Consider the following 5,749-nt stretch of genomic DNA (forward strand, 5'->3'; position numbering starts at 1 on the left):
ACCGGTCAACTGGAGGGGATCAACAACCGCATCAAGGTGATTAAGCGTATGGCCTACGGCTACCGGGACAGCGAATTCTTTTTCATGAAGATCAAGAGCGACTTTCCCGGCAATCCGTGAAGAACCATAAAAAAGCCCATGACACGTCATGGGCTTTTCACTTACAGCTAGCGACTGCTCTTAAACGTAGAACGACTTCAATGGCGGGAAGCCGTTGAATTCAACCGCGCTGTAGCTGGTGGTGTACGCACCGGTCGACAGCCAGTACAGGCGATCACCGATGGCCAGGTTCAGTGGCAGGCCGTACTTGTAGTTCTCGTACATGATGTCGGCGCTGTCGCAGGTCGGGCCGGCGATGACCACTTCTTCCATCTCGCCTTTCTTCTCGGTCCAGATCGGGAACTTGATGGCTTCGTCCATAGTTTCGATCAGGCCGGAGAACTTGCCCACATCCGTGTACACCCAACGCTCTACAGCGGTACGGGATTTACGTGCAACCAGCACCACTTCGCTGACCAGGATACCGGCGTTGGCGATCAACGAACGGCCTGGTTCGAGGATGATTTCCGGCAGGTCATCACCGAAGTCTTCCTTCAGGAAGCGGATGATTTCTTCTGCGTAGGTTTCCAGGCTGTTGGTACGGGTGATGTAGTTGGCCGGGAAGCCACCGCCCATGTTGATCAGCTTCAGGTGGATGCCGTCTTCTTCTTTCAGGCGCTCGAAGATCACTTTGACCTTGGCGATCGCGGCGTCCCAGACACTGATGTCGCGCTGCTGCGAGCCCACGTGGAACGAGATGCCGTAAGGCACCAGGCCCAGGTCGCGGGCGAGGATCAGCAGGTCCATGGCCATGTCGGTCTGGCAGCCGAATTTGCGCGACAAAGGCCAGTCGGCAGTGGTCGAGCCTTCGGTCAGGATGCGCACGTAGACTTTCGAACCTGGTGCGGCCTTGGCGATGTTGCGCAGGTCAGCTTCGGAGTCGGTGGAGAACAGGCGCACGCCCTTCTCGTAGAAGTAGCGGATGTCCTTGGATTTCTTGATGGTGTTGCCGTAGCTGATACGGTCGGCGCTGACGCCGCGATCCAGCACTTTGTCCAGCTCATAGATAGAGGCGATGTCGAAGCTCGAGCCTTTCTCTTTGAGCAGGTCGATGATTTCCACGGCCGGGTTGGCCTTGACCGCGTAGTAGACCTTGGCGAATTCGAAACCGGCGCGCAGGTCGTCATAGGCCTGGCTGATCATCGCGGTATCGATCACCACGAACGGGGTTTCTTGCGTGTCGGCGAACGCCTTCATTTTCTTGAAGGTATCGCGCGCGAAATAGTCTTCGACCTGGATCGACATACTTGGGAGCTCCTATGGGCAAACTCGTGAAATCAATGGGTGCAAATGAACGCCCTCCGTATCCCCACTTTGGTTCGCCTACTTCCCAAGGCATGTCGCCGAAAGCAAAAAGGCCATGGGAAGTGCAGCTTTCCCTTGGCCTTGCTGTCTCGTCGTCAGTACTTGAGCCGGATGGATCGTTTCCAGCATGGACGTTCGGCGCGAACTTTAGGGCGTGAGGGGCTCGAGATCAACAAAAAATGTCGCGTTTTTGCACTCACCTGACGCACGTAACGGACATCACTCTTTGTAGCGGACAGAGATGACGGGCAGATGTTCCCCGACAATTTTGAAGTGTTAAAAATACCTGCACGTTCGATGCTTTTGTGTGCAAAGTCGCTAGTAACTACGATAGCGTCAACTTCGGCGACGTTACCTGCGAAAAGGTAGGCTCAGAGGAAGTTTGTCTGTTTCGGAGCGTGTTTTTGGATGGTTTTTACGAACGCTACTGTTGATATTTTTTTCCGGCGTGCGAAGCGCTAAAAATTTGCACCGAATCTGTGGGAGCCAGCCTGCTGGCGATGACAATTTCATCATCAAAACAGTTTTGACTGACCTTGCCCTATCGCTAGCAGGCTAGCTCCCACAGGTTTTGCATTTTTACCGGGAGATTTGAGTGCTCAGGCGATTACTGTCTCAGCCGGCGAGACAATACTGGTCTTCATCCCCCGCGAACGTCCGGAGCTCAGGTAAGCCGCAATCGACTCCTGAGTAACCTCCCCAAGAAACACCCGCCCGGCATCCATCACCGGTAACCACGCCCGGTTGAATTCGTACATCCGCGACAACAGGATGCGCAGATGCTCGTCATACGCCGCCGTGGCATTGAATTCACGCAGGTACTGGCCGCAGGTGCCGGTCTGGCGATGCAAGTCGCGTCGTCTTACATAACCCAGTGCCTTGTTCTCGGCGCAGGTGACCACCACGTAGCGCCGGTCATGCTCGTCCATCAATTCCAGCGCCTCGGCCACCGGTGTTTCCGGGCTGATGGATGGCGCGTTGTCCGCCGCATCTTCGGCCTTCACTAGAAGCAGGCGCTTGAGGGTGCTGTCCTGGCCGACGAAGTTGCTGACAAAGTCATCCACTGGGTGCGCCAACAGAGTGTCCGGGTGATCGATCTGCAACAGTTTGCCGGCACGGAAGATCGCGATCTTGTCGCCGAGCTTGATCGCCTCGTCGATGTCGTGGCTGACCATGATTACCGTCTTGTTCAGCGCCCGCTGCATTTCGAAAAACTCGTTCTGGATCATCTCGCGGTTGATCGGGTCGACCGCACCAAACGGTTCATCCATCAGTAGCAGCGGTGCATCGGCCGCCAGTGCGCGGATCACGCCGATCCGCTGTTGCTGGCCTCCAGACAATTCACGGGGGTAGCGGTGCAAATACTGCTTGGGCTCCAGCTTGATCATGCTCATCAACTCGCGGGCGCGGTCGTGGCATTTCTGCTTGTCCCAGCCGAGCAGCTTCGGTACGACGACGATGTTTTCTTCGATGGTCATGTTCGGGAACAGGCCGATCTGCTGGATCACATAGCCGATGTTGCGCCGCAGCGTCACCTCATCGAGGCCGGTGGTGTCTTCGCCGTTGATCAGGATCTTGCCCGAGGTCGGTTTGATCAGGCGGTTGATCATTTTCAGCGTGGTGCTTTTGCCGCAACCCGATGGCCCGAGGAACACGCAGATCTCGCCTTCATTGACGGTCAGGCTTACCGAGTCCACGGCTTTCACATCTTTGCCGTTGCTTTGGAAGGTCTTGCTGAGGTTTTGAAGTTCGATCATTTCAGGAGTCCTTTTGGGGTCAACGAGCGTTGCAGCAGTTGCAGGATCAGGTCGGCGAAGATGGCCAGCACACTGACCAGCACGGCGCCGACGATCAGCATCGACATGTCGCTGCGGCTGATGGACGCGAGGATGAGTACGCCCAGGCCGCCGGCGCCGATGGTGGCGGCAATGGTCATCACGCCGATGTTCATCACCACGGCGGTGCGAACACCGGCGAGGATCACCGGTACTGCAATGGGCAGTTCGACCATGCGCAGACGCTGGCCGAAGGTCATGCCGATGCCGCGCGCGGCTTCGCGGATGCCCGGCTCGATGTTGGTCAGGGCCAGGTAGGTGTTGCGCATGATCGGCAGCAGCGAGTACAGAAACACAGCAGTGATCGCCGGCATCGGTCCCAGGCCCTGGCCGAACTTCGAGTAGAACGGCAGCAACAGGCCGAACAGGGCGATCGACGGCACGGTCAGCAGCACCGTGGCACTGGCTTGCAAAGGGCCGGCGAGGGTCGGGAAACGCGTCATCAAAACGCCCAATGGCACGCCGACCACAATTGCCAGGGTTACGGCGATACCGACCAAAGTGATGTGTTGCCAGGTCAGGTGCATCACCTGTTGCCAGTCGAGATGGGAAAAGGCGTTCAAGAATTCCATGGCTTTTCCTCCTCAGTGGATGGTGTGTTGACGCAGGAAATCAGCGGCAACGACGGATGGACTTTGGTGATCGACATCGACCCTGGCGTTGAGCCGGCGCATGGTTTCGTCGTCGAACAGTTCCGCCAGCGGCTTGAGTTGGCCGGCGAGTTGTGGGTGCTTGTCGAGAAAGGCCTGGCGCACCACGGGGCCTGCGGTGTAGTCCGGGAAGTAATGCTTGTCGTCTTCCAGCAGCTTCAGTCCGAAAGCGTTCAGGCGACCGTCGGTGGTGTAGACCAATCCGGCAAACACCTGCCCGTTGCGCAGCGCGGTGTAGACCAGGCCGGCATCCATCTGGCGGATGTTCTTGCGGGACAGGTTCATGTCGTAAAGCTGCACCATGCCGTCGAGACCGTCGGAGCGGTTGGCGAATTCGGTGTCCAGTGCGACCAGATTGTTGGCCTTGTTTTCCTCGCGCAGCACCTTGTTCAACTGACTGATGCTGTTGATTTGCGGGTATTGGTCCGCAACGTTCTTCGGCAGTGCGAGGGCATAGGTGTTGCTGAATTTCGACGGCGTCAGCCAGACCAGGCCTTTTTTCGCGTCGAGTTCTTTCACCCGGGCGTAGGACTGTTCGCTATCGAGTTTTTCAGTGACATGGTTGTACGCCACCAGCGACACGCCGGTGTATTCCCAAAGCATGTCCAGTTGGCCGCTTTCTTGAGCGCTGCGGGCCAGGTTGCTACCCAGGCCGCCGGTCACTTGTACGTCATAACCTTTGGCGCGCAGGTATTGGGAGGTGATTTCGGCGAGCAGGGTTTGTTCGGTGAACACCCGCGCACCAATGCGGATCAACGGTTTTTCAGCGGCGTGGGCAAATCCTGCGAACAGCAGAATGCAAGCTAGTAAAAAGCTTGATGTTTTCATGAAAATTCCTTTGCCTGGAGGCTTTCTTTGCAGGGCTATGACGGGCGCAAGCCGCGTTCGAGCTAGAGACGGCTGGCGATTGTCACCAAACCATCGAGCAGCAATGCCAGCAGGGCGGTGCAGGCCGCGCCGAGCAGCAGTTGCGGCTGATTGTTCAAGGCAATGCCGGGAAATATCAGGCTGCCCAGGCTGTTGGCGCCGATCAGGAACGCCAGCGGTGCGGTGCCGACGTTGATCGCCAGTGCCACCCGCACACCGCCGATGATGATCGGCACGGCGTTGGGCAATTCGACTTTCCACAGCACTTGGCGCGGGGTCATGCCGATGCCGACGGCGGCTTCCTTGAGCGAACCCTGAACGTTTTTCAGGCCTTCATAGGTGTTGCGCACGATGGGTAATAGAGAGGCGAGGAACAGGGCGAAGATCGCCGGGCCACTGCCGATGCCGAGGATGCCCAGGGCGATGGCGAGGACGGCGAGGGGAGGAACGGTGTTGCCGATATTGAAGAGCTGCATGAAGCGTTCGGCGCGGCCGATCATGCTCGGGCGGCTGAGGAGGATGCCGGCGGGGATGCCCACGACAAGGGCGGCCAGCATGGACGCGAGGACGAGCAACAGATGGGCTTGCAGGTAAAACAGCAAATCGTCGCGGTAATGTTCGATCGTTTCGACGCCGATCCAGTGGATCAGCAGGGCCAGAAGGGCGATTACCAACGCGCCTCCTATCAGCCCTTTGCCATAGTGGATAGCCACAGGCGGACTCCTTTTTTCAGTCGGCGAGCGCAGTCCCGTGTGGCAGGCCGTCATTGGCTGCCGGGCAGGGCGTTCGCGAGAAGCAGCTCTATCGAGCCGTGAGCGCAGCCTCGTCAGGCTGACTTGCAGATGTTTCGGCCCCCTGACGAGTGGTCGTAGCAGGGGAGTGGACGCCTCCACCTTTTAAAAGGTTCCATATTTTGAAACGATTGACCACCCCTGTAGGAGCTGCCGAAGGCTGCGATCTTTTGAACTTGATCTTTAAAAGCAAAGTCAAAAG

7 protein-coding genes are annotated in these 5,749 nt (G+C 57.6%); 1 reads left to right on the plus strand and 6 read right to left on the minus strand.

What is annotated here, in order from left to right; genetic code table 11:
• Nucleotides 1-120 (plus strand): transposase (locus tag ACRESJ_RS11895; protein WP_313930428.1); only part of this gene is annotated, 120 nt, incomplete at its 5' end.
• 60 nt (nt 121-180) lie between these two features.
• On the opposite strand, the gene ACRESJ_RS11900 is transcribed toward ACRESJ_RS11895, so the two are convergent.
• The 6 genes from ACRESJ_RS11900 to ACRESJ_RS11925 form a co-directional block, all read right to left on the minus strand.
• Nucleotides 181-1,344, minus strand: a complete 1,164-nt coding sequence (locus tag ACRESJ_RS11900) for a type III PLP-dependent enzyme (protein WP_431758058.1) — start codon at nt 1,342-1,344, stop codon at nt 181-183.
• 659 nt (nt 1,345-2,003) lie between these two features.
• Complete coding sequence (locus tag ACRESJ_RS11905) at nt 2,004-3,161, minus strand: osmoprotectant ABC transporter ATP-binding protein OsmV (protein ID WP_431758059.1); 1,158 nt, start codon at nt 3,159-3,161, stop codon at nt 2,004-2,006.
• Nucleotides 3,158-3,811: an ABC transporter permease gene (locus ACRESJ_RS11910; RefSeq protein WP_431758060.1), complete on the minus strand. Its 654-nt coding sequence runs from the start codon at nt 3,809-3,811 to the stop codon at nt 3,158-3,160. Before ACRESJ_RS11910 ends, ACRESJ_RS11905 begins: the two co-directional genes overlap by 4 nt.
• Nucleotides 3,812-3,823: 12 nt before the next feature.
• Nucleotides 3,824-4,717 (minus strand): glycine betaine ABC transporter substrate-binding protein, encoded by an 894-nt coding sequence (locus tag ACRESJ_RS11915; RefSeq protein WP_431758061.1) that lies wholly within the window; start codon nt 4,715-4,717, stop codon nt 3,824-3,826.
• Between the two features lie 62 nt (nt 4,718-4,779).
• The gene (locus tag ACRESJ_RS11920; RefSeq protein WP_431758062.1) at nt 4,780-5,469 is read right to left on the minus strand and encodes an ABC transporter permease; all 690 of its coding nucleotides are present in this window, start codon (nt 5,467-5,469) and stop codon (nt 4,780-4,782) included.
• An 88-nt stretch (nt 5,470-5,557) separates the two neighbouring features.
• Nucleotides 5,558-5,749, minus strand: a 192-nt coding sequence (locus tag ACRESJ_RS11925) for a hypothetical protein (RefSeq protein ID WP_431758063.1), incomplete at its 5' end; no start/stop codon positions are given.

This window comes from Pseudomonas sp. (assembly GCF_050739655.1).
Lineage (GTDB): Bacteria > Pseudomonadota > Gammaproteobacteria > Pseudomonadales > Pseudomonadaceae > Aquipseudomonas.

What these genes read in the sequence shown, in the direction of transcription:
- ACRESJ_RS11915 (WP_431758061.1), bottom strand. Translation starts at nt 4,717, where the DNA reads ATGAAAACATCAAGCTTTTTACTAGCTTGCATTCTGCTGTTCGCAGGA.
- ACRESJ_RS11910 (WP_431758060.1), bottom strand. Translation starts at nt 3,811, where the DNA reads ATGGAATTCTTGAACGCCTTTTCCCATCTCGACTGGCAACAGGTGATG.
- ACRESJ_RS11900 (WP_431758058.1), bottom strand. Translation starts at nt 1,344, where the DNA reads ATGTCGATCCAGGTCGAAGACTATTTCGCGCGCGATACCTTCAAGAAA.
- ACRESJ_RS11905 (WP_431758059.1), bottom strand. Translation starts at nt 3,161, where the DNA reads ATGATCGAACTTCAAAACCTCAGCAAGACCTTCCAAAGCAACGGCAAA.